Origin of the sequence: Clostridium sp. (assembly GCF_016650095.1) — a bacterium.
Taxonomy (GTDB): Bacteria; Bacillota; Clostridia; order Clostridiales; family Clostridiaceae; genus Clostridium_AD.
On record NZ_JAENWL010000014.1, the window covers coordinates 1 to 23,460 of the forward strand.

The 23,460-nt window shown below is 31.7% G+C and carries 21 protein-coding genes and 1 tRNA gene; 2 read left to right on the forward strand and 20 right to left on the reverse strand.

Annotated elements, in window-relative coordinates:
• Positions 1-52: 52 nt before the first annotated feature.
• From JJE11_RS02015 to purR, 20 genes are all read right to left on the reverse strand, one after another.
• Positions 53-141, reverse strand: a tRNA-Leu gene (locus JJE11_RS02015).
• A 142-nt stretch (positions 142-283) separates the two neighbouring features.
• Positions 284-697: a S1 domain-containing RNA-binding protein gene (locus JJE11_RS02020; RefSeq protein ID WP_291632579.1), complete on the reverse strand. Its 414-nt coding sequence runs from the start codon at positions 695-697 to the stop codon at positions 284-286.
• Between the two features lie 78 nt (positions 698-775).
• Positions 776-1,048, reverse strand: a complete 273-nt coding sequence (locus JJE11_RS02025; RefSeq protein WP_291632580.1) for a septum formation initiator family protein — start codon at positions 1,046-1,048, stop codon at positions 776-778.
• 93 nt (positions 1,049-1,141) lie between these two features.
• Entirely contained in the window at positions 1,142-1,546 is a 405-nt protein-coding gene (yabQ, locus tag JJE11_RS02030) for a spore cortex biosynthesis protein YabQ (protein ID WP_366927901.1), read from the reverse strand.
• 7 nt (positions 1,547-1,553) lie between these two features.
• Positions 1,554-1,847, reverse strand: coding sequence for a sporulation protein YabP (yabP, locus tag JJE11_RS02035; protein ID WP_291632581.1), 294 nt, complete (start codon positions 1,845-1,847; stop codon positions 1,554-1,556).
• 145 nt (positions 1,848-1,992) lie between these two features.
• Entirely contained in the window at positions 1,993-2,253 is a 261-nt protein-coding gene (locus JJE11_RS02040; RefSeq protein ID WP_291632582.1) for an RNA-binding S4 domain-containing protein, read from the reverse strand.
• Between the two features lie 110 nt (positions 2,254-2,363).
• A complete protein-coding gene (locus JJE11_RS02045) occupies positions 2,364-2,639 on the reverse strand; it encodes an HU family DNA-binding protein (RefSeq protein WP_291632583.1) in 276 nt (91 codons plus the stop codon).
• Positions 2,640-2,761: 122 nt separating this feature from the next.
• Complete coding sequence (gene mazG, locus JJE11_RS02050; RefSeq protein ID WP_291632584.1) at positions 2,762-4,204, reverse strand: nucleoside triphosphate pyrophosphohydrolase; 1,443 nt, start codon at positions 4,202-4,204, stop codon at positions 2,762-2,764.
• A 19-nt stretch (positions 4,205-4,223) separates the two neighbouring features.
• Entirely contained in the window at positions 4,224-5,762 is a 1,539-nt protein-coding gene (locus JJE11_RS02055; protein WP_291632585.1) for a polysaccharide biosynthesis protein, read from the reverse strand.
• 165 nt (positions 5,763-5,927) lie between these two features.
• Positions 5,928-6,479, reverse strand: a complete 552-nt coding sequence (gene spoVT / locus JJE11_RS02060) for a stage V sporulation protein T (RefSeq protein WP_291632586.1) — start codon at positions 6,477-6,479, stop codon at positions 5,928-5,930.
• Positions 6,480-6,772: 293 nt separating this feature from the next.
• Positions 6,773-7,768, reverse strand: coding sequence for a peptidylprolyl isomerase (locus JJE11_RS02065; RefSeq protein WP_291632587.1), 996 nt, complete (start codon positions 7,766-7,768; stop codon positions 6,773-6,775).
• Between the two features lie 74 nt (positions 7,769-7,842).
• A complete protein-coding gene (mfd, locus tag JJE11_RS02070; RefSeq protein ID WP_291632588.1) occupies positions 7,843-11,364 on the reverse strand; it encodes a transcription-repair coupling factor in 3,522 nt (1,173 codons plus the stop codon).
• Positions 11,365-11,514: 150 nt separating this feature from the next.
• Positions 11,515-12,078 (reverse strand): aminoacyl-tRNA hydrolase, encoded by a 564-nt coding sequence (gene pth / locus JJE11_RS02075; protein WP_291632589.1) that lies wholly within the window; start codon positions 12,076-12,078, stop codon positions 11,515-11,517.
• A 99-nt stretch (positions 12,079-12,177) separates the two neighbouring features.
• Positions 12,178-13,353 (reverse strand): trypsin-like peptidase domain-containing protein, encoded by a 1,176-nt coding sequence (locus JJE11_RS02080; RefSeq protein ID WP_291632590.1) that lies wholly within the window; start codon positions 13,351-13,353, stop codon positions 12,178-12,180.
• An 85-nt stretch (positions 13,354-13,438) separates the two neighbouring features.
• Entirely contained in the window at positions 13,439-14,854 is a 1,416-nt protein-coding gene (locus tag JJE11_RS02085) for a HAMP domain-containing sensor histidine kinase (RefSeq protein ID WP_291632591.1), read from the reverse strand.
• Positions 14,855-15,541: a response regulator transcription factor gene (locus JJE11_RS02090; protein WP_291632592.1), complete on the reverse strand. Its 687-nt coding sequence runs from the start codon at positions 15,539-15,541 to the stop codon at positions 14,855-14,857. It abuts the gene before it with no gap.
• A 409-nt stretch (positions 15,542-15,950) separates the two neighbouring features.
• Complete coding sequence (locus JJE11_RS02095; RefSeq protein WP_291632593.1) at positions 15,951-16,922, reverse strand: ribose-phosphate pyrophosphokinase; 972 nt, start codon at positions 16,920-16,922, stop codon at positions 15,951-15,953.
• Between the two features lie 216 nt (positions 16,923-17,138).
• Positions 17,139-18,515 carry a bifunctional UDP-N-acetylglucosamine diphosphorylase/glucosamine-1-phosphate N-acetyltransferase GlmU gene (glmU, locus tag JJE11_RS02100; RefSeq protein ID WP_291632594.1) on the reverse strand — a complete coding sequence of 459 codons (1,377 nt, stop codon included), beginning with the start codon at positions 18,513-18,515 and terminating at the stop codon, positions 17,139-17,141.
• A 172-nt stretch (positions 18,516-18,687) separates the two neighbouring features.
• Positions 18,688-19,029, reverse strand: coding sequence for a septation regulator SpoVG (spoVG, locus tag JJE11_RS02105; protein WP_291632595.1), 342 nt, complete (start codon positions 19,027-19,029; stop codon positions 18,688-18,690).
• Between the two features lie 96 nt (positions 19,030-19,125).
• Positions 19,126-19,947, reverse strand: coding sequence for a pur operon repressor (gene purR, locus JJE11_RS02110; RefSeq protein WP_291632596.1), 822 nt, complete (start codon positions 19,945-19,947; stop codon positions 19,126-19,128).
• A 334-nt stretch (positions 19,948-20,281) separates the two neighbouring features.
• On the opposite strand from purR, the gene murC reads away from it, so the two are divergent.
• The gene (murC, locus tag JJE11_RS02115) at positions 20,282-21,661 is read left to right on the forward strand and encodes a UDP-N-acetylmuramate--L-alanine ligase (RefSeq protein ID WP_291632597.1); all 1,380 of its coding nucleotides are present in this window, start codon (positions 20,282-20,284) and stop codon (positions 21,659-21,661) included.
• 109 nt (positions 21,662-21,770) lie between these two features.
• The coding region (locus JJE11_RS02120; RefSeq protein WP_291632598.1) for an ABC transporter ATP-binding protein at positions 21,771-23,460 on the forward strand (1,690 nt) is incomplete at its 3' end.

A 23,460-nucleotide genomic window follows, 5' to 3' on the forward strand; every position in this document is an offset into this window, starting at 1 on the left:
ACCTTCGGGTTATGAGCCCGACGAGCTACCAACTGCTCCATCCCGCGATATTTGGTGCTGAAGACCGGAATCGAACCGGTACGGTGTTTAACCACCGCAGGATTTTAAGTCCTGTGCGTCTGCCAGTTCCGCCACTCCAGCTCACTTGCTTACAATACTTACTACTCCCTGCCAATATATACATATTACCTCTTGGCGACATGCTTTATTATATATGACGTGCAAACTATTGTCAATAACTTTTTTAAAATAGGAACTAAATACTTAGTTCCTACTAATCCAACTAATAACTTGAAGTTTTTTTACTGTACCCTCTGCCTTTTCCCTCTTGATGTTTTTTAACATCTTGAAATCTTTCTTCACTGTCTTTTAGAAATTTAGACATTATATCTTCAAACCCACTTGCATTTGCTTTGCTTTTTTCCTTTTCCCAATCTATTTCCATTGGTTTAATTGACTTTTTAGGTACTCCAGCTTGTTTTATGGATAAACTTATTTTACCATTATCATCCACAGAAATTACTTTAACTTTTACTATATCGCTTTCTTTAAGATGATCATTAACATTTTTAACGAACGTATCTGAAACCTCAGATATATGCACTAATCCTGTCTTACCCTCCACTTCTACGAACGCACCAAAATTGGTGATATTTACTACTTTACCTTCTACAATGCTACCAGCCATTAAGGTCATATTAAAAAGACTCCTCCTCAAAAATAAGTTTTTATTTCTATATTAATTTAATAATAAGCATAACAATAATTATAGCATTTAGTTTCTATTATCCATAACAGGAGTTTCACCTTCTTTAACAAGACCTAAAATTTCTCTTGCCAGTTTCTCAATATATTTGTCAGTTTTAGATAACTCTACTTCATCCTGTAATATTTTCTTTTCATCCTTTTTCTTCTGTAATTCAACATTATACTTTTGTAACTCTTTCTTTTGTCTACCCATGGTTGCCTGTTGTTCCATTAAAACATAACCTACGTATACCAGAACAAAAACCAATATGACACCTTTGATACTAACTTTTTTTTTCATATCTCATACCCTTTTCCTTTCAATGGAATGAGTACCCTTTGTGCTTCATAAATCTATTTTAATTTGTATTTCACATTTCTTCAAGCTATTTCTTTATAATTTAATCTTTTTTTTTATTTTAAGCTTATATAACACTAAATCTACTGGATATAAAATAGTATTCAGTATGACTCTAAAAACTTTCCCATTGAATTTTAAGGATTTATATTGAACCTTTATAAACGTTCTACTTATGAGTTTTAAATATACGTATACTCCTATTATTAAACACAAATAAACATAAAAGTTTATGTATCCTTCACTAGTATACATCAAAAATATGAAAACAACTATAGAAGTTAATGTCCAAAATAGTAAATCCTGTATTATTGTTAAAATCTTGTTAGGATTTTGAAATCCCCTTATCAATCTATATATATCAAAAAACACTCCAGTTATCATTCCTGATAGCAAACCAAAAATTAGAAGTTTAACTTGATTCATCAAAGAAATTATCATAACTCTCTTACCTAAACAATCTTGATATTATACTATCTTTTTTAGCCTTGCTTGTGTCACTAGTATACACAAAAGAATCCACTTTTCCAGTTATTACCACGTCTCCATTTTGAACATCTAACTTATTCATCTTTAGTTCTTGTCCTTTTACTATCATTGTCCCAACATCTGTATTTAAGAATATTTGATTTTCATTAAAATTTATAACCTCAATAACCCCATTAATAGTTAATTTTTTTCTGTTTTCAAGCATTAAAATACTTCTCTTATCTTCTATTTTTATTTCTTTCTTTGCTTCCATAATATCCCCCTTATTAATTTTAATAATAAAAATTGGGAATTAAGAAGCTACTCCTATTCTCAATTCTCAATTAATCACATACCAATATATTCATATAAAATATATATGCTTATTAAACTTAATTAAGAATTATATTTTGCAACAATTATTCTTTGTCTTCTATTCCTGAAATTATTTTATACATTTCTTTTGCACTCTCTTTTGTCACATGTTCTGCAATGTTAATAATTTCAGCTTTTAAAATTTGATTTGCAAATTGGATTTCTATAGCATCACCTTCTGATATCACAGTCCCTGCTTTTGCCACTTTACCATTTATAGAAACCCTACCACTCGCACATGCTTCTTTTGCTATAGTTCTCCGCTTGATAATTCTTGACACCTTTAAATATTTATCTAACCTCATTTACACTCCCCCTTCTTTTAAGATTTTATTGTTTTAACCATTTCTTTAAATTAAATTTTTAAAATAAGAAAACCTAGATATATATCCAGGTTTTCCACATCATAGTAAAATTATTTATTTACTATATCTTTAAATTCTTTACCAGCTTTAAATACTGGAACAGTTGATGCTGCAATTTGAATTTCTTCTTTCGTTCTTGGATTTCTACCCATTCTAGCTGCTCTTGCTCTTGTTTCGAAAGTTCCGAATCCAACCAATTGAACTTTTTCACCTTTTTCTAATGTTTCTTCAATACTTTCTATAATTCCTTTTAGAGCTGCTTCTGCATCTTTTTTTGTTAGCTTAGATTTTTCTGCAATACTTGTTATTAATTCTGATTTATTCACTTTTGTTACCTCCTTATTATTGAGTACACTGCTCGATAGTGAGTACGCTATTAAATAGCATATTCTTCACTGCTTTCGAAATTCCTTCTTTTGGGCTAGTTTTTATTTTATAAATAAATTTATCACTTTTTAGATTCGTTCCATAATACGTCCATTTCAGCAAGTGACATTCTCTTTAAATCCAACTCTCTATCTCTTGCATTTTCTTCTATGTACTGAAAGCGATTGATAAATTTATCTATAGTATAATTTACTGCAAATTCAGGGTCTATGTCAAGTAATCTGGCAACATTTACAGTAGAAAATACCAAATCTCCCACTTCTTCTATTATTTTTGCCCTATTATTGCCTTTATATACATCTTTTACTTCCTGTAATTCTTCTAACACTTTTTCCATGGCAGGTTCAACACAGCCCCAATCAAAACCTACTTTTGCTGCTTTTCTTTGAACCTTATCCGCTCTCATTAACCCTGGCAAGTTTTTTGGAACATGTTTTAAAGAATCCGTATAACTATTAAACCCTTTTTCTTCACTTTTAATATTTTCCCAAGTTTCTAAAACTTCCTCGCAATTCTTATTTTCTATATTTTTAAAAATATGAGGATGCCTATTTATCATTTTATTTGTAATGCCGCGAATAACATCATTTATATTAAAATATCCCTCTTCTTTCCCTATTTGAGCATGAAATATCACCTGAAGAAGTACATCCCCTAATTCCTCAATAATATTATCTTCGTCCTTTTCGTCGATGGCTTCCAATACCTCATAACATTCCTCAATAAGACATTTTTTCAAAGATTCATGGGTTTGCTGCCTATCCCAAGCACACCCATTTTCAGCTCTTAGTGTATCCATAACTTGAATTAAATCATAAAAATCTTTTGTTGCATCAAGTTCTTTTGGTATATATATTGAGGTTAGGTAGTCGATATCCTTTTGCCTATCTAGTTCATATAAATTAATTTTTCTAGTACTTTCAAGCCCTTTTACACCAGCTGCTCTAACAAAATAAATCTCCATATCATCTTTATAATACTCTAGTAAGGCAAGTTTTACGTCGGCCGCTATAAATTCATTGTAAACTTGAGTTATTAAAAGACCTACTCTTTTATCTAAGACTTGATTTTTCATGTCAAATGCATCTATAATTTTAAGTCCCTCAATTGGATCTAATTTTAAACTTTGAATAACTGCGTCTATAAAACTAACTGCAGGGAAAATTTCTATATTAATTTTCTTTTTTATGCATAACTCCATTAAAAGTTTAACAGAAGTTTCTGCAACAAGAGGATGACCTGGAACTCCATAAACAATATCTCCATATATCTCATGCTTTTGGGTAAGATCTTCTGCAATAGCCCTGTACACATCATCAAAATTGTTACACTCTTCATATTTATTATCATAGGTTTCAAATTGAATCGATATGGATTTTAGGTAATCCACAGTAGGATGCTTTTCTGTTCTTAAATAAATTTTTTCAACACCTTTAAGAATTTCTAATGTTCCTATAGTTAGTGATTCTATTGACCCAGGACCTAGTCCCACTACTTTAATCATTAGCTTCCACTCCTTTGTTTTATTTTCTCCTTGAAAGTTTCTTTTTAATTTCCTCATATTCAAATACTCTAAGCAAAAGAATGAATATTAAATAAACGATAATACCTATTAATATTGATATTACACAAGATAATCCTCTGCTCATTGTATAATTATAGACACTTGCGTTACTAAATACAACAGCAATTATCATTATAATAGCAGCAATAGTTGGTTTTATAAAAGCATCCACAATATTGATCTTTATATTTAAATCTTTCTTTAAGTCATGCATATTTAGTAAGCAACTTGTAATATATCCTAAAATGGTTCCTATAACTGCGCCGTATATGTTTACAAATGGAACCGAAACTAATATATATGTTAGAATAACCTTTACGATGCAACCTATTGCCAAATTGTATACAGGCTTCATATAACTGCCTACACTTTGGAGTATTGCTGTGCTTGTTTGAGTCAAAACTATAAAAGGTATGCAAAGTGATATATATTGCAAAATCTCATATCCTGCTGCGTCTTTCAGAAAAACCAAATGCATTATAGGATAAGCCATAAAAAACAATCCTAAAGAAGATGGTATCGAAATAACATTAGATAATTTCAAAGCCATATCTACCCTTTTAATGAGCTCCCTTCTTCTCCCTAAATAAAACGCTTCAGCAATTATTGGCACTAGAGATGCACATAGTGCCACAGAGAGAGCCAAAGGTACATTCATCAAGGTAAACACCTTTCCAGTCAATTGGCCATACATCACGGCTGATTGCAATTGCGAGAATCCGCCTTTTAGAAGTTGCTGTGGTACTAAAATAGAATCTATTAATGACATAATAGTTCCAACTGCAGCGCCAAGAGATATTGGCAATGCAGCTTTACCTAAATCAGTTAAAATATACTTATGCTTTGATACTCTTCTTACTGGTAGCTCTTTTTTCACCTTAAAATAAGTTAAAACTAAATATATACTTCCCATAGCTGCACCAACTAGGGTCCCAAATGCCGCTCCTCCAGCCGCATACTCAATTCCCTTTGGGAACAATAAATATGCGAATAAAACTCCAGCCACAACTCTTCCAATTTGTTCCACTATTTGTGAAATAGCAGTAGGTCTAACATTCTGTAGCCCTTGAAAAAAGCCCCTAAAGGTACACATAACCGAAACAAATATTGGAGCTATAGCAATTACAGAAAACGCATAATATGATTTAGGATCCCATTTCAGCATTGATATAATAGGCCTTGCAAACGTTAGCATAAGTGTAGTAACTACCGAGCCTAAAATAAGCATTAAAATAAGCGTTTGTCTTAAGACCTGATAAATTCCATCCTGATCATTTTTAGCCCTCATCTCAGCAATAAGTTTAGACATAGCTATTGGTACACCAGATGCTACTGCTACAAAGGTCATGTAAAGTGGATAAGACATTTGGTAGTATCCCATACCCTCATCTTTTATAAGTGCCTGCATTGGAATTCTAAAAAACAAGCCCAAAAATCTCGCAAATATTGCTGCAAGCCCAAGTATAATAGTCCCTTTTATCAATGAATGTTTCTTCATAATAACCTCCTTGTATTCCTGTGGTGTGAGTAAGAAATACATTCTATGATTATAATTATTTAATTTAAGGGCTTATTATTACTCATATACAAAAAAATAAAAGTATATATTACTGGAAATGTGTTTCATTTCGCTCAGTAATATATACTTTTTAGGTTTTTATATTTATTGTTCCATTTGTTTTCCTAAAAAAGATGCTGCAGTTTCAGCTAGCTTTAATTCTAAATTGCCAAATTTAATTTCTGTCTCTGTAGATATTATTAGTACTGCTCCAATTGCATCTCCTTCTGTTATTATAGGGGCAATTACTTGGGCATGGTATTTATTTTCCATTTCATCGTCATACAATGCAATAACTTTTTCTGAACCTTCGCCTAAGACAATCGCTTTTCTAGCTTCCATCACTTTTTCTAATTCAATACTAACTTTTTTATCAACATACTCTTTTTTAGGACAACCACTTACAGATATTATATTATCTTTATCGCATATGATTATTACGTTTCCTATAGTTTGTTGTAATGAATCAGCATATTCTCTAGAAAATTCACTTAATTCACCTATAGGTGAGTATTTTTTTAAAATAACCCCACCTTCTCTGTCAGTAAATATTTCTAATGGATCTCCTTCTCGTATTCGAAGAGTCCTCCTTATCTCCTTAGGTATAACAACTCTTCCTAAATCATCTATACGTCTTACTATCCCAGTTGCTTTCATTTAAATAATTCCTCCTTATATAAAATCTTATATAATATACTAGCACTATTATTATCTTTCTAAACTTGAAATTTTATGCACATTTGTATATGTTTAATTTTAATTTAAAAAAGAAATATTTATATTCCTGTAACTGCATCCTTATTTGACAAGAATTCCTCTGTAAAAACATTGCTTTTGCTAAATACTGCTAAACAAAATTTATAATATCAGCTTAGCCCCATAAAATAAAAAAATAAAGAATACCTCTATGTTAAAGGTATTCTTTATAATATTATTAATGTAAATATTTATTATTTTAGATTTTTTTCGTATTTTGTTATTTTAGCTTCTGTTGTCCATTTTGTCATAGCTGCCGTCCATGCCTTTTGTTTTTCCTGTGCTATAAGCGTTGTTTCTATTTCTGCCTTAACAGTTTCAAATTTCTTTGCAGGAGACGATTTTTTTTCAATAGATTTTATTATATGATATCCAAATTGGGTTTGAACAGGATCTGAAATTTTACCTGACTCTAACTTAAGACCCGCTGCCATAAATGTCGGATCCATTGAAGTATCACTGAAATCTAAGGTTCCTAAATCTCCACCTGCGTCCTTAGATCCCGTATCTGTACTTTTTTCTTTTGCTACCTTTGCGAAATCTTCGCCAGCATCTAAACGTTTCTTAACAGCCACTGCATCTGCTTCTGTTGCAACTAAAATATGAGCTAAATGAACTGTACCCTCTGTAAACTGTGTTAAATTAGCATCATAATATGTTTTTTCCTGTGCCTCAGTAACTTTAACATCTTTTGTAACTTCAGCACTTAATGCCTCTTGAATAACACTTGGTCTTATTCTTTCTTTTAATGTTGCTTCCGTAAGGCTTGCTCCGGCTAGTGCTTCCTTATACGCCGCGTCTGTTTTTAAACTTTTTTTGATTTCTGCTAATTGCTTGTTAATTTCCTCAGTTAATTTAGCTTCGGTAGGCACTACTTTTAAATCTTTAGCTTTTTGATTTACAATTACTTCATTGATTAAGCCTTCTAACGCTTGCGTCTTATTAGAATCTAATGATGCCATAGCCTCAGCATTAGTTTGATAGTTATCACCATACTGCGTTTTAAGTTGCTCAATAAGGCCTACTAATTGTTCGTCCACCTGTCCTCTAGTTATTTTAGCATCATAAACCTTTGCTACTACACTTTTAGCAATACCTTCAGGTGTTTTTTCAATCATATTACATCCAACTAAAGATGTAGCAAATATAGTTATCAACGCAGCACTAATTATTTTTTTTACGTTTTTCATTTTACTTCCTCCATTCATTATGTAATATCGCCATTTTAAGTTATGTTACGATACTCATTAATTTTAACACAAATTTATTTTATATCAACTATACTTTTTATTTGGTTCACAATCTCTATGAGATTTGCAAGTATCTCTTCTTTTTTTAATTTTTTAAATTTATAAGCAAATGCTGGCTTGTTCCCTAATTTAAATACTATACTCTTATTATACTTACTAATCAAGACTTTAACTAATTGTTGATTTATTCTATCACTACTATCAAATTGTAGTATTATCTCCTCCGCTGCCTCTTTTATTTCTATTATTCCCACATGTCCTGAAATACATCGTAAATAAGCAATATCCATAAGATTGGCAACGCAGGATGGTATATCTGAAAACCTATCTTCTATTTCCTCTTGTATATCTAACATATCTTCGTGCGATTCGATAGCTGCAATTTTTTTATAAATTTCAATTTTTTGCGACTCATCCTCTATATAAGTGCTAGGAATATATGCGTCTATTTTAATTTCCACAGAAGTCTCAATTGATTCCTTTTCTACGTCTCCTCTTATATTCTTCACTGTATCTTCGAGCATCCTACAATATAAATCATAACCTACCGCAGCCATATGACCATGTTGAGCTGCGCCCATCATATTCCCAGCACCCCGAATTTCAAGATCCCTCATTGCAATCTTAAAGCCTGACCCAAGTTCCGTAAAATCCTTAATTGCTTTAAGTCTCTTTTCAGCCACTTCAGTTAGTATCTTATCTTTTTTATAAGTAAGATATGCATAAGCTATTCTATTCGACCGTCCGACTCTACCTCTTAATTGATAAAGCTGAGAAAGTCCCATCTTATCTGCTTCATAAATTATTATAGTATTTGTATTTTGGATGTCTATTCCTGTCTCAATGATAGTAGTGCACATTAATATATCATACTTCTTCTCCATAAAATCTATCATAACAGATTCTAATTCTCTTTCTGTCATTTGCCCATGGCCAATACATACTCTAGCTTCTGGGACTAGCTTACCTATATACGCTGCCATTTCTTTGATAGTTTCTACTCTATTATACACAAAAAAAACTTGGCCATCTCTATTTAGTTCTCTGAGTATTGCATCCCTTATTAGTTGATCATTAAACTCCACCACATATGTTTGTATTGGATAACGCTCCTCTGGTGGCGTTTCAATTACACTTATGTCTCTCACCCCAGTAAGCGACATGTGCAAGGTTCTTGGGATTGGCGTAGCTGTCAGAGTAATTACATCTACATTCTTTCTTATACTCTTTATCTTTTCTTTGTGAGTAACACCAAATCGTTGTTCCTCATCTATAACTAATACCCCTAAGTCTTTAAATTTTACATCCTGCTGAATTATTCTGTGCGTTCCTATTAATATATCCACATTTCCTTCTTTTGTAGCCTTAAGAACAACTTTCTGCTCCGCTGGGGTTCTAAATCTACTTACCATTTCAACCTTTACTGGGAAATCAGAAAATCTTTTTGTAAGATTTTTATAATGTTGTTCTGCGAGTATTGTAGTCGGCACTAAGAATGCCACTTGTTTGCCATCCATAACCGCTTTAAAAGCCGCCCTAATGGCTACTTCTGTTTTACCATATCCAACGTCCCCACATATCAATCTATCCATTGGTTTATCCGATTCCATATCTTTCTTAATATCTTCAATTGCTATTATTTGATCTGGGGTTTCTTCAAATGGGAATTCTTCTTCAAATTGTTTTTGCCAAACGGTATCCTTGCTATATCTATAGCCCTTAAGTGTTGCCCTTGCTGCATAAAGCTTTACCAGTTCCTCTGCAATATCTGCAATAGAATTCTTAACCTTATTTTTAGCTTTAATCCATTCTACTCCACCCAGTTTGCTAATCTTTGGAGCCTTTCCTTCACTTCCGATATATTTTTGTACTAAATCTAATTGCTCAACAGGAACATAAAGAGTATCACAAGAATTATAGCCTAGTTCCAAGTAATCCCTTTTATGGCCGTAAACCTCTAATTGTTTAATTCCTTTATACACACCTATACCATGATTTACATGAACAACATAGTCTCCTAATTTAAGTTCTGTAAAGCTTTTAATTTTACTTACTCCCTTTTTATTAGAACGACTAGTGACTTTTCTCTTTGATTGTCCGAAAACCTCTTTATCTGATATAACGCATAATTTCAGCTGCGGATATTCAAACCCCTTTAATTGATTACCAAAGGTTACAACCACTTCTCCAAGCTCTATTTTGGAAACACTGTCTTTATAGACACTTTCAATACCTCTATCCCTCAGCGTATCTATAAGTCTTTCCCCTCTAGTTCTTGTACCAGAAAGAATTACAGTTTTGTAACCTTTATCTTTTTTATCCTTTATATCATCAATAAGCATATCTAATTGGCCATGATAATCATAAACGGTAATTTGTGAAAAAGATATTATTGACCTAGGCTTAAGCACCGTTGTAGTTTTCGCAATAGAGTTTATTGTCATAACTTCCCTAAGATCTAAATCCTCATATATATGCTCCTTATTAATTAAAACTTCTGCTTGCCTTGGAAGTATACTGCCTCGTCTTAAAAGATTCTCATAATTTTCTTCAAACTCAAAATACACACTATCTAGTTTTCCTAGACATCTTTGTGCATCATCAACTACTATAAATGAGTCCTTCATATAATCTAAAAAAGTAGATGTATTATCATAAAAATAAGGCATATAACTATCAATAGCTTCAAAGCTCCAAGTTTCTTTAAGCGCCTCTAAATTAACATTAACTAATGAAGTTATCCTTTCTATAATTTCTTTATCCTTTTTTTTACGAAAGCTACCTACTACATTGCCTAAATCTTGCTTTATTTTGTTATACCCACTTTTCATACTTTCCTCAGATAGTATTATTTCCTTTGCTGGAAATATATCTACTTCATTGACCTTATCAATACTCCTCTGAGTTTCACTATTGAATGTCCTTATAGAATCTATTTCTTCATCAAAGAGTTCTATTCTAAATGGTAGCGCAGAAATAGGGGGATATAAATCTATGATTCCTCCCCTTATAGAAAATTGACCTTTAGTATCGACTATATTTACTCTTTCATACCCACACTGTATTAATTTTTCTGAAAAGTCATTTAGATTCAATGTGCTTCCTACCGATAATTTAAAAATATATTTTCGGAACAAATCTATAGGTATATATGTCGCCGCCAAAGCTTCAATACAAGTAATTATTATTTTTTTCCCTTTTTCAGTAATCTTTTTCATTACTTTAAGTCTTTCCCATCGAAGATCTCCAGATATAGCATCAGCATTATAAAAAACTACTTCTCTCGTTGGGAAATAATATACATCATTTGCATAAAAAGATAAATCCTCATAAATATTTTTAGCCTCTACATCACTATGTGTTAAAATTAATAGTGATTTATCTAATTGCTCGTATACACCATTCACTAAATAGTTCTTAGCTGATTCAGAAAGCCCATATACACCAATTGGGTATACTTTTTTATCTATATTTTTTACTATTTCTTTAAATTGATTACTATCTTTCAAAGGCTTCATAAGCCCACTCAGTCGCATGTTAACACCTCTCACTCACTGCATGAATATATAGATTATTTAATAACAATAATTTTATTTTGGCGCATGAAAATAAATAAGAAGTATGACGCAAAATAAACTAGCCTAGGATAGGCTCGCATACTGACTTATTATTTACTTCAATGTGCCTTAAGCATTAAACCCATTAAACTGGTTCATTGCCTCAGTGCATCCTTCCGCTATTATAGTTTGGGCAGCTTTTATAGTAGCTTCAAAAATCTTTTCCACGAGTACTCTGTCTTCTTTTGAAAACCTTCCTAAAACATGAGGTATTAGCGACCTTTCTGGTTGTCCTACGCCTATTTTTATTCTGACAAAGATGTCAGACGACAAACTCTCAATAATGCTTTTTAAACCATTATGTCCGCCAGCGCTACCTTTGCTTCGTATTCTTAATTTACCTGCATCCAAACTAATATCATCATGAATTATGATGATATTCTCATTAGGAATCTTATAAAATGAAGCTGCTTCGCGTACAGACTCGCCACTTAAATTCATATATGTACTAGGTTTTAAAAGAATAACTTTTTCCCCTGTTATATTAACTTCTCCATACACACCTTTAAATTTTATCCTATTAACGTGGACATTATACTTATCGGCCATTAAATCAATTACATCAAATCCTACATTATGTCTTGTATGTCTATATTCATCTCCGGGATTTCCTAGTCCAACTACCAAGTACATTATTACCTCCAAATATTATTATGTTTAACCATATGTATGTCACATAATTATTTTTTCTCTTATTTATAATACTATACTAAAAAAGTATTTTAATCCGCTTTAGTTAGTTTTTAATTCTGAGAGAGTTATGCTAATATCTTTAATTTCTCCGTTTCTCCAAATCCTACAGGATACACGACCTCCAACCTCGTACTTCTCCAAGATATTACTTAGCTCTTCCATATTTTTAACCTTAGCATCACCTATTTGAATTATAATATCAGTAGGCATAATCCCAGCTACATATGCTCCACTTCCACGAACAACCTCCTGTACGTATACTCCCTCTACACCATCTTTACCTTCCGAAATCGCAACTGCTCCATAAATGCCTATAGCCGGTCTAAAGACTTTACCATAATTCATTAAATCATCAATAATTGATTTGGCTTCATTTATGTTTATAGCAAAACCCATTCCGTAAGTTTCACTTGCCGAATTAACTCCCCAACTATTTATTCCGATAATTTCTCCAGAGCTATTGCATAATGCTCCACCACTATTTCCTGAATTTATAGCTGCATCAGTTTGTATTACTTTATTTATAGTTTGTTCCCCAGTTTTTTTATCAACTATATTAATTCTTCTATCCAGAGAACTTATGATACCTGCGGTTACAACTCCTGAAAACTGATCTCCTAGTGGATTGCCAATAGCAATAGCTAAATCTCCAACCTTTACCTTTGATGAATCACCAAATTTTACAATAGGAAGATTGGTAGCTTCAACTTTTATAATTGCCAAATCCGATCTAGCATCCGTCCCTACTACAACTGCTTTCAATACGTTATCATTACTCAGTTTTACTTTTATTTCTGTTGTACCTTCAACTACATGATAATTTGTAATAATAAATCCATCGCTTTTGAATATAATTCCCGAACCACTTCCTTCGGATGTATCCCACAGTTCTCCCGCTTTGTTACTTATGCCAACTACCGCAGGTGCTACCTTTCGGGCAACTTGTGAAATATTATTGTTTTCTAAAACGCTAGAATTTAAAGCACCAGTAAAATCCTTTTGTGCTTTATCTTTATTAATTACATACTGAGCTGTAATTCCCCCAGTAAGTGATGCTATTAATATAAAACTAAATACTTTTAAAAATGCTTTGAAATATTTTTTCTTATTATTTTTTCTAAATTTAATTTCGCCAAAGAAGTCTTGACCTCGCTCTGCATTCTTCCACATAGCATCTCTTATTTCTTCAGGTTCATATTTACTATTATTACCCATAGCATCACCTCCTTTTGATTATATACCTTAATTATTGTACTTTATATTTAATTTCAAAAACCAAACTGTTATATTTTTTATTAAACTATTTTACTTTCGTTAATGTGAATGTAAAATAAACTCCATTATCCTTATTTTCAACCCATATATCCTCCTGCAATTGAGTTATTATATTCCTCACTATAGATAATCCAAGTCCAGTGCTATCTTTTGCTGTTCTCGCTTTATCTGCTTTATAAAATCTATCCCAAATATGCAATAAATCTTCTTCCGCTATTTTGGGGCCATCATTAAACACAGATATGAAGACTTTCTTTCCTTTAATTTTTGAGCTAATCTTTATTTTGCCACCGGCATCTACATATTTTATTGAATTATCTAATAAATTTGTAATCACTTGAACTAACCTATCCCTGTCTCCCGCTACAAATAAATTATCCTCATCAAAGTATACATCTACAGATGCTCTTTTTTCTTTTATTTTTGTTTCATAATTTATAACTGTAAGCCTAATTATCTCATTAATATCTACTTCCATAATTCTTAAACTAAACTCCCCTGCTTCAATTGCAGACATATCTAGTAAGTCATTTACAAGTCTAGTTAATCTTTGAATTTCTTCATAAGCAATTGATAGGTAATATTTCTCCTTTTCCTTTGGAATCACCCCATCTAGTATTCCACTAATAAACCCCTTAATTGAGGTTATAGGAGATCTAATCTCATGGGATACATTCGATATGAATTCTCGTCTATTTTTCTCGTTTTTTTCTATGGAATCCGCCATAAAGTTAAAGGATTGAGCTAGCTCTCCAATTTCATCGTTGGATTTCAAATAAACCCTCTTATCTACATCTCCATTAGATATTTTTCTGGCTACTGCATTAATTTCTGCTAAGGGGCTTATTATAATTTTTTGAGAAAAATAATATATAACTATACAAGAAAATATTATTGCAAAAATTGAAGATATCCAAATTATTTCATAAACTCGTCTTAAAGATTGACTTAATTCTTCAATGGAATTATATAATATTATAGAGCCCTTAAAGCTGTCATCCTCAGTCATTATGGGAGTACCATATACCCTTACAGGTTTATCAAATATTCCAGCATAAGGCCCTGTGACCTCAAACGTGTTCCCAAGTCTAAGCTGCTCTAGTTCCTTAACAAAAACCTGTTTTCCAATAAACTCCTTATGGTCTTTATTTGATACAGCATAAACTCTACCGTAGCTATCGGTAAGCCAAATATCTGATTTTATGTACTCACCAATTATCATTAATGTATAATTTACTTGCTGCGAAGTAACATCATTAGCCAAATAACTCATAGCTAATCCTTGTATTATAGATGCCTTATCCAAAAATTGTACTTTCCGCTGTTCGAAAAAATAATTTTGGAACCAGTAAGACAAAAAAGATGCAATAATTATTAAACTCATAGATATTATAATTGTATAAGTGGCTAGCATCTTAAAAAATAGCCCTTTTTTAACCATTTATTTCACCTCAAATTTATATCCTACTCCCCATACGGTCTCAATTTGCCAATTTGGTCCTCCTTGAAGCTTTTCTCTTACCCTTTTAACATGCACATCAACTGTTCTAGAGTCTCCTGGATAATCGTATCCCCAAACCTCACATAACAACTGCTGCCTAGTAAAAACCCTATTCTTATTAAGAGCTAAATAATGAACTAATTCAAATTCTTTAGGTGGCATTTTTACTTCCGCGCCTTTATATGTAACATTATAAGAATTGATATCAATTTCTAAATCCTCAAAATTCAATACTTCTTTACCACCATTATCTAAATTATAACGCCTAAGCACAGCTTTTACTCTTGCAATTATTTCTTTTGGCTCAAATGGTTTTACTACATAATCATCCGCTCCGAGTTCTAGCCCTAATACCTTATCAAAGGTTTCCCCTTTAGCTGTAAGCATAATAACCGGCGTTTCGTGTTCTTTTCTTATCCATTTTAGAACATCGATTCCATCAATATAAGGCAACATTATATCTAAAAGCACCAAATCTGGTTTGTAACTTGAAAAAGCTTCCTGTGCAGCTCTGCCATCATGTGCTACTTTTGTTGCATATCCTGAATTTTCAAGATACATCTTAATTACCTCAGCAATATTTTTATCATCATCAACTATTAGTATTTTCCCTATAGTTCCTTCCATTTCTGTACCTCCAAATTATTTATTCTATTTTTTATCTCAATCATTTTCATCTGTTATTTTCAACCATCATTTTTGAATATTGTGAATATTTTTAAAATAACTAATCAATATACTAGTCTATTTTTAAAAAGAACTTGCTAATATACCTTATCACTAATTTATCATACTTTTATGTTAACTGTTTAGTTTTTTTGAAAATGTTACAAATTATTCACCGCTTATGATAGTTATTTTACATATTTTACATAATGCATATATGATTCTTATATATTATAATCATTATCTCACTATTATATAAATAGCATTAATAAATAACAAATTTTATTTATTATATATAATTTCAGATTATAAAAAAATAGTGATGCGCACTTATACAAATAATTGCGCATCACTATTTTAAAACATGAATTTATAAATTTGGTTCTTCCTCAAATAACTTGCTTACAGAAATATCCTCATATATCCTCTTTATAGCCTCAGCCAAAATTGGTGCTACAGATAATGTAGTAAATTTTGAGCATTGCTTATTCTCTGTCACGTCAATGGTGTTTAATATTATTAATTCTTTTATTACTGAATCATTTATTCTTTGAATAGCTGGCCCTGATAGTACTCCATGACTACAACAAGCATAAACATCTCTTGCTCCGAGTTTTACTAAAGCATTAGCCCCATTAGTTATTGTACCTGCAGTATCTATCATATCGTCCATCATGATAACTGTTTTCCCTTTAATATCACCAATGACATTCATAATCTCTGCAACATTAGCCTTTGGTCTTCTCTTATCGATAATAGCAATAGGTGCATGTAACTTATCTGCAAATTTTCTCGACCTTGCAACGCTTCCAAGATCTGGTGCAACTACAACTACATCATCTCTATCTTTAAATCCATGCTCTATGTAATATTTGGCAAGTATAGGCGTTCCCGTCATATTATCAACAGGAATATTAAAATACCCTTGTATTTGAGCTGCATGTAAATCCATAGTAAGCACTCGATCTGCTCCTGCAGTTGTTATAATATCTGCCACAAGTTTAGCTGTGATTGGGTCTCTAGCTTTTGCTTTTCTATCCTGCCTTGCATATCCATAGTATGGTATAACAGCAGTTATTCTACCTGCTGAAGCTCTCTTAAATGCATCAATCATAATAAGTAATTCCATTAGGTTGTCGTTTACTGGAGCATTAGTTGATTGAACCACAAATACATCTGCGCCCCTAACAGTTTCGTGTATATTAACAGATATTTCTCCATCACTAAAAGTTCCTACTTGTGAATCTCCAATTTTTAGTCCTAGTATGTCCGCTATATCTTTTGCTAATTTAGGATTTGAGTTACCTGTGAAAATTTTAATATTTTTGCCATGATTTATCATACTTAGTCCTGATTTTTAAAATTCATATAAATTATATTTTAATACAATTTGTGAATTTTCATTCTACCTTCTAGATAGAACGGTAGCATCACAGGATTCAACTACTAAGATTAATCTGCTCTCATCAAAATCTCTCATAGTTTTTATATTCCCATCTACTACAAAAATCAGTTTTCCACCTCCCTTTTTAAATTACTTTCTGAATATTAACTTTTGCTATTTTTTTTTGTTAAGCCCTTTTTTTATTACCCAACTTTCAAGATTCTTCTGCCTTGCTCTTGCTATTGCCAAAGCATTCTTAGGCACTTCATATGTAATTGTAGAACCAGCAGCAGTATATGCATTATCGTTAACTGTTACAGGCGCTACTAAATTAGTGTTGCAACCTATAAAAACATTATTACCTATTATAGTTTTATACTTCATTTTACCATCATAATTTACAACCACAGTTCCACAACCAAAATTACATCCACTTCCAACCTCAGCATCACCAATATAAGTGAGATGCGATACCTTTGTATTATCTCCAATAGTCGATTTTTTAATTTCAACAAAATCTCCTATTCTAGCATGTTTACCTATGTTACTTTCTGGTCTAATGTATGCAAAAGGTCCCACCGTAGTTCCCTCACCTATTTGACTCTCAATTACCACAGAACTTTGAACTGAAACTCCATTTTGAAGAATACTATCAGCAATTCTATTATTTTGATAAAGAATACAGTCTTCTTTAATAATAGACTTACCCTGCAGTATATTTCCTGGATATATAATAGTATCTTTCCCTATTACAACTTCCGAATCAATGTATGTACTACTAGGATCCATTATCGTGACCCCATTTTCCATATGCTTTTTATTTATTCTTGTTCTCATAATTAATTCAACATCTGCAAGCTCTACCTTAGAATTAACAGCAATAATTTCTTCAACTGGTACATTAAAAGCACCAACCTTAAATCCTTGATTTTTTAATATACCGATTACATCTGTTAAATAGTATTCCTTTTGTGCATTATTATTATTTAATTTATCTAAAGCATTAAGTAGTTCTTCTATATTAAAACAATACATTCCTGAATTTATTTCTTTAACTAACATTTCAGTTTCGTTACAGTCCTTAAATTCAACTATTTTTTTAACCTCACCATTTTCATCTCTAATTATTCTGCCATACTTTGCAGGGTCCTCCATCCTTGAAGTTAATACAGTAGCTTTAAAATTACCTTTTTCATGATAATCTAGCATTTCCCTAACTGTGTATTCAGTAATTAGTGGACCATCGCCAACAAATATTGCTACCGTACCTTCATTACCACTTAAAAATTCTCTTGCACACATTACTGCATGTCCCGTCCCTAACTGTTTTTCCTGAACAGAATAACTAATATTTCTATCTGCTGTCCCTTTTTTAACCTCTTCAGCTCCTCTTCCAATTACCACATTAACCATTTCAATTTCTGCATTTCGCATAGTGTCAATAACATGGTTTATCATTTCTTTTCCACAAACCTTATGTAGAACCTTGGGAGTATTAGAGTTCATTCTTTTCCCTTCTCCAGCAGCTAATATTATAGAACATTTATACAAATAAAACACCTCTTTATACAATAATTCGACGTATTTACATATTATATGTTACATTTTCTTCAATTAGTATACACCTTATATTATATTTTATATACCATTTAATTGCAACCAGCCTTGGGCGTTTTTAATTGTTTTTATAACAAAAAAATAAAAAGAGGTTCCCCCCCTCTTTTTATACTTCTACTTTTTCTTCTTCTACTTCTTCTACTTCTTCTACTTTTTCTTCTACTTTTGCTATCACTTTTGCTACTGGTTCTTCACTTCTTACTTTTTCATACTCATTTAAGATAGCTGTTTGAATCTTCTCTCTTGTTTGAGTATTTATAGGGTGTGCTATATCCTTGAATTCTCCATCTGGAGTTTTCCTACTCGGCATAGCAATAAAAAGTCCACTTTGTCCTTCAATAACTTTAATATCATGAACAACAAATTCATTGTCAAAAGTTATTGATACAATAGCTTTCATTTTACCCTCTGTAGCTATTTTCCTAATTCTAACGTCTGTGATTTCCATACACTCCACCTCCAACCTGCGTTATTAATATACTATTTCTCTATAACTTACATTTTTCCTTCTTAAATGGTAAAAAAATATTAAATATTTTGAATATTACACTTTTTCGAAGTTCTTCGATGGAGTTAACTTGGATTTACCTTCCTCACTTATTCCTTTAAACTCAATAATTGATATGTATTCATCTATTAATTTATGCCCGCTTTCAATATTATCAATGAGAACCCCAATTCCTAAGAGTTCACTTTCAAACTCTTCAAGCAAATTAATTATGCCTCTTGCAGTACCTCCAGCTTTCATAAAGTCATCTATAAAAATACATTTACTCTGTTTTTTTATGGACTTTCTCGATAAAGACATAGTTTGAATTCTATTACTAGAACCGGATACATAATTGATACTAACGGTACTGCCCTCAGTAACCTTAGGGTCTCGCCTTACTATAACTAATTGAACTCCTAGCATTTTTGCCACTTCATACGCAAGCGGTATTCCTTTAGTCTCGACTGTTACCACATAATCTATGGCGAGCTCGTTAAAAGAGGATGCAAGTATTACTCCTGCCTTATGCACTATCTCTGGATTATACATAATATCAGTCATATATATAAAATTTCCTGGTATTACCCTGTCCTTCTGTCTTAAAATAACACATAACTCATCTGCAAATATTCTACTTTCCTGCTCAGATATTCCACAAATAAATCTTACTCCGCCAGCCGCGCCTGCAACTGTTTCCACTTTTCCCATAGATAACGCGCTTAGTGTTTCGCGAACAATAACAATGTCTTCGCTAATTGTGGATTTAGCTGCATTAAATAATTCTGTAAAGTTTTTTAAGTTAATAGTCTTATTAGGATTTTCTGTTAATATTTTTGTAATGCCTGCAACTCTTTGATTTCTACTATATTTATTCATAATATATCACCTATATCTTTTTTTTACGAATTTAAACGGATAAATTTTTACTATCATTCGTATTTTTATTGTAAATCTTTTTTAGCTTAATTACAATGTTTATCTAATTAAGTTAGAAACATGAAATTTATTTACACGAAATAGTTTATTACGAGTTTTTAAGCTTTAAAATTTCATAAAAGGCCTCTTTTAAAAATATTGTTCTATATATGTATTGTTTTTATTGAATATTGTATATAATTAAGAAAGGTTATATAATCAAGAATTAGTTATAATCCATACTAACTAAGTCGCATATACTAAATATGCGTAATCATTTTAAGGAGTTGATATAATGTCTTTTGATTTTATAAGAGATAAAAACAAAAAAATTCATTTCATTGGTATTGGCGGTATAAGCATGAGTGGTCTTGCTGAAATACTTATAAAAAATGGCTATAAGGTTTCGGGGTCTGATATGCGGTTATCACCTATAACAAACAAACTTAAAGAAAAAGGTGCTGAAATTTATATAGGCCATAATGGCGATAACATAAAGGATGCAGATTTAGTTGTATACACTGCTGCTATTTCGCAAGATAACCCTGAATACATTAAAGCTATGGAATTAAATATCTCTTTAATGGATAGAGCTGAATTTTTAGGTCACATTATGAAAGGTCATAAGTATAATGTTGCTGTATCAGGTACACACGGTAAAACTACTACGACTTCTATGATAGCTCACATTGTTTTGCAAGAGGATGTGGACCCTACCATACTAGTTGGTGGAGAATTAGATGCTATTTCCGGTAATGTTTTAGCTGGAAATGGCGACTATTTTATTACAGAAGCCTGTGAGTACAGGGCATCATTTTTAAAGTTCTTTCCCACTGTAGGAACAATAGTAAATATAGACGCAGATCACCTAGATTACTATAGAGATATAAATCACATTAAAGATACCTTTAAAAAATTTATTGATCTTATACCTAAAGAAGGCTATTTAATTGCGAATATAGATGATGTGAATGTTAAAACTATTCTACAAAACTATACTTATAAATGTAATATACTTACTTATGGTTTAAAAGAAGGAATGCTTCAAGCTAAAGACATTATCTATAGCGAGTCAGGTTGTGCCACCTTTGATGTATACAGAGATGCTCACAAACTATTTCAAATAAATCTTAATGTACCAGGCATGCATAATGTTCTAAATGCTCTTGCAAGTATTGGTACTTCCCTATGCCTTAATTTTTCTGAAAGCTCAATCATTTCAGGCCTTTCTAGCTTTAGAGGTACACATAGAAGATTTGAGCTAAAAGGAACTAAAAATGGTGTAACTGTAATTGACGATTATGCTCATCATCCTACAGAAATTAAAGCAACTCTAAGTGCTGCAAAAAATTATCCTCACAATAAAATTTATTGTGTTTTTCAACCCCATACTTATTCAAGAACTTTAAGTTTATTTGAAGATTTTTCAGATTCTTTTTATGATATGGATAATCTAATCCTCGCAGATATTTATGCTGCCAGAGAAAAGGATACTGGAGTAATAAGTTCAAATATGCTTGGGGATAGAATACGATCGAAAAATGTAGATTGCGTAAACCTTCATAGTTTTGATGAAATTGTGGATTATCTTAAAAATAATCTAAAAGAAGGAAATATGCTTATTACAATGGGTGCAGGAGATGTATTTAAAATAGGTGAAATGTACTTAAAATAATTTATAATATGTGTGCATTTTTATTTAACATAAGATTAATTATTGAAAAGCCATGGAAATTCCCATGGCTTTTTAATAATACTTCAACCTTTTAGGGGGCGACATTTTAATGAAACGAATTATAAAATATATTACTAAATACAAACTCTTTATTATTATACCTTCTCTTGCATTGTTAATCAGCGTCGCACTAGATATGTTTAATCCTTATTTAGTAGAGATTTTGATTGATAAAGTACTCCGCAATAAAGAATTTGATCTTTTAACAACTGTATTAATGTCCCTTGCTGGAATTACTATTACTAGGTCGATACTTGGATATATTAAAGATTTTACATTAGATTACTTATCTTCTAGAGTAAGCATAGATTTAAAAAGAGATCTATTTGATCATATTCAAAGTTTGTCTTTTAAATATTTTGATAGTATGAACACAGGTGAACTTATGTCAAGAATGGGTTCTGACGTTGATAACGTATGGAAATCCATTTCTTTTGGAATAGGGCTTGCTATAGAACAGATGCTCTATTTTGTAGTTGCATCTATACTTATATTCCGTATAAACACAAAACTTGCCCTTGTAACTCTTATAACTATGCCTCTTATTGGCTATATAGCAATGAAACTTGAAAAAGAAGTTGGAAAGGCTTATGACGAAATAAGTGATCATAATGCAGTTCTAAATACTACAGCCCAAGAAAATATTGCTGGGGCACGACTTGTAAAAGCTTTCGCGAGAGAAAGCCATGAAAAATTAAAGTTTTTAAATCATAACAAAACAAATTATAATCTTAATATGAAACAAGCTAAGATATGGAGCAAACACTTTCCTATGATAGAGTTTTTATGTAACATCTCTGTTCTAGTCGTAGTCTGTGTTGGTGGAGTGCTTGTAATTGATAAAAGCCTATCTATTGGTGAACTCGTAGCCTTTAGCCAATATGTGTGGATGTTAATTTGGCCTATGAGAATGATCGGTTGGCTTACAAATATCATAACTCAAGCTAATACATCCGCTAAAAAAATCTTTAATATCATGGACGTTGAACCAGAAATCATAGATAAATATGACGCTATACGAATGCCTATAATTAAGGGCGATATAAAGTTTGAGAATGTGTCTTTTACATATAATGAAAATTATATTCTGGAAAATATAAATTTAGATATACCTGCAGGAAGCACTGTTGCAATAATGGGCTCAACTGGTTCTGGTAAAAGCTCTCTTATAAATCTTATAGGGAGATATTATGATATCTTAAAAGGTTCAATTACTGTTGATGGTAATGATATACGCGATATATGTATACGTGATTTGAGAAGCAAAATATCTATAGTTGCGCAAGATACTTTCTTGTTTTCAGAGAGCATTTACGAAAATGTACGTTTTGGAAAGCTTGAAGCCTCTCTTCTGGAAATAAAAAAAGCTTGCACGGATGCCTGTGCAGACGAATTCATTGACAATTTCATCGATGGTTATAATACAATTATTGGAGAAAGAGGAATGGGACTTTCAGGCGGTCAAAAACAAAGACTTTCTATTGCAAGAGCACTAGTTCAGGATTCTAGCATTTTAATACTCGATGATGCCACATCATCCCTGGATATGGAAACTGAATATAATCTTCTGAAAAATCTTCATCATAGAAATAAGAAGGTAACTACATTTATAATTGCACATAGAATTTCTGCAGTTAAAAATGCTGATATAATACTCTTCCTCGAGAATGGTCACATAATTGAGCTAGGAAATCATAAAACTCTCCTTGAAAAAAAAGGTAACTACTATGATGTGTACA

Coding starts and splice junctions, on each gene's coding strand:
- JJE11_RS02020 (WP_291632579.1), bottom strand. CDS start 697: ATGACCTTAATGGCTGGTAGCATTGTAGAAGGTAAAGTAGTAAATATC.
- JJE11_RS02025 (WP_291632580.1), bottom strand. CDS start 1,048: ATGAAAAAAAAAGTTAGTATCAAAGGTGTCATATTGGTTTTTGTTCTG.
- yabQ (WP_366927901.1), bottom strand. CDS start 1,546: ATGATAATTTCTTTGATGAATCAAGTTAAACTTCTAATTTTTGGTTTG.
- yabP (WP_291632581.1), bottom strand. CDS start 1,847: ATGGAAGCAAAGAAAGAAATAAAAATAGAAGATAAGAGAAGTATTTTA.
- JJE11_RS02040 (WP_291632582.1), bottom strand. CDS start 2,253: ATGAGGTTAGATAAATATTTAAAGGTGTCAAGAATTATCAAGCGGAGA.
- mazG (WP_291632584.1), bottom strand. CDS start 4,204: ATGATTAAAGTAGTGGGACTAGGTCCTGGGTCAATAGAATCACTAACT.
- JJE11_RS02055 (WP_291632585.1), bottom strand. CDS start 5,762: ATGAAGAAACATTCATTGATAAAAGGGACTATTATACTTGGGCTTGCA.
- spoVT (WP_291632586.1), bottom strand. CDS start 6,479: ATGAAAGCAACTGGGATAGTAAGACGTATAGATGATTTAGGAAGAGTT.
- JJE11_RS02065 (WP_291632587.1), bottom strand. CDS start 7,768: ATGAAAAACGTAAAAAAAATAATTAGTGCTGCGTTGATAACTATATTT.
- mfd (WP_291632588.1), bottom strand. CDS start 11,364: ATGCGACTGAGTGGGCTTATGAAGCCTTTGAAAGATAGTAATCAATTT.
- pth (WP_291632589.1), bottom strand. CDS start 12,078: ATGTACTTGGTAGTTGGACTAGGAAATCCCGGAGATGAATATAGACAT.
- JJE11_RS02080 (WP_291632590.1), bottom strand. CDS start 13,353: ATGGGTAATAATAGTAAATATGAACCTGAAGAAATAAGAGATGCTATG.
- JJE11_RS02085 (WP_291632591.1), bottom strand. CDS start 14,854: ATGGTTAAAAAAGGGCTATTTTTTAAGATGCTAGCCACTTATACAATT.
- JJE11_RS02090 (WP_291632592.1), bottom strand. CDS start 15,541: ATGGAAGGAACTATAGGGAAAATACTAATAGTTGATGATGATAAAAAT.
- JJE11_RS02095 (WP_291632593.1), bottom strand. CDS start 16,922: ATGATAAATCATGGCAAAAATATTAAAATTTTCACAGGTAACTCAAAT.
- spoVG (WP_291632595.1), bottom strand. CDS start 19,029: ATGGAAATCACAGACGTTAGAATTAGGAAAATAGCTACAGAGGGTAAA.
- purR (WP_291632596.1), bottom strand. CDS start 19,947: ATGAATAAATATAGTAGAAATCAAAGAGTTGCAGGCATTACAAAAATA.
- murC (WP_291632597.1), top strand. CDS start 20,282: ATGTCTTTTGATTTTATAAGAGATAAAAACAAAAAAATTCATTTCATT.